The following is a 1062-nucleotide window of genomic DNA, read 5'->3' on the forward strand; positions in this document are numbered from 1 at the left end:
GTTCTTTGACATTGTTACCTAGTCGCGTTGAACTCAAATCCATATCGCTGAACAGCCCGATAAAGTCATTTTCACTTTCTTCACCTAGCGTTGATGTTTCAACTTTGCGAATCGCCGTCGCTAGATGTTCTATATCGAAATCTTGCGTTTCAATTTCACGAATCATCGCACTGAATAAATCTTGTGGTTCAATGAAGTAACCGACTTGATCAATTAATTCAGCTTTTAAGTCTTCACGATATTCTTCATCTGCCCATGCTTCTTGATACGTGATGTCTTCACCTGACAAGGCATCTGCATATTCTTGTTCGGCTTTTTCAGATAAGAAGCGATAGAAAATCAAGCCTAAAATGTAATTACGGAATTCACTCGCATCCATGTTCCCTCTTAAATCATTCGCAATCGACCATAATTTTTTATGTAATTCAGCTTGTTGCTGACGTTGTTTTTCAGTAATAGACATGTGATTCCTCCGCCTTTGAATAAGTAATTTATCTCTTTGTGTAATAGATTTATTATAACATTTGGTTATGTTGCGATGTGGAGAATTTTGATGTTGGTGGTGGAAATTTTCATATTTTAGTGGCGCGATTATAATTGAAAAATTTTATGGAAATGTTGTAGCTTTCAAATACTTTCATAATCATTTATATTCTCAATGATGTCAAAAAGTTGTTCATTCATACATAAATAAAACCAATCAACAATTGAGTTGGTGAAAATCAATCGTTGATTGGCTTTGATGCATATTAAATAATGCAATATATATTAATAAATGTTAGTTATAGTATATTTTGTCAGGATTGGGTGAATGTCTAAGTTTTAATTATTTATCTAAATTATCTGCAATGAATTTCTTAATTTCAGGAGAGAAATAAACAGCAAATCCTCTTGTGCTTTCACCTGATGGCTTATTACCTGCATAGATTACACCAATAGCTTCGTGTTTACTATTTAATATAGGTGAACCAGAGCTACCAGGCTGAATAATTGCATCCGATGACACTATATTTCCATTCACTGATAATACTTTACCAGTTGATTCATACATTTGTAGTTTAT

2 protein-coding genes and 1 pseudogene are annotated in these 1062 nt (G+C 33.1%); all 3 read right to left on the minus strand.

Annotated elements, in window-relative coordinates:
• Window positions 1–463 (minus strand): type I restriction-modification system subunit M N-terminal domain-containing protein (locus HMPREF3247_RS05915; RefSeq protein ID WP_070866205.1); only part of this gene is annotated, 463 nt, incomplete at its 3' end.
• A gap of 164 nt (window positions 464–627) precedes the next feature.
• Window positions 628–762: a hypothetical protein gene (locus HMPREF3247_RS05920; protein WP_031865257.1), complete on the minus strand. Its 135-nt coding sequence runs from the start codon at window positions 760–762 to the stop codon at window positions 628–630.
• 64 nt (window positions 763–826) lie between these two features.
• A pseudogene (splF, locus tag HMPREF3247_RS05925) lies at window positions 827–1062 on the minus strand (serine protease SplF); the annotation flags it as partial.

The sequence above is a fragment of the Staphylococcus sp. HMSC36A10 genome (assembly GCF_001838845.1).
Taxonomy (GTDB): Bacteria; Bacillota; Bacilli; order Staphylococcales; family Staphylococcaceae; genus Staphylococcus; species Staphylococcus aureus.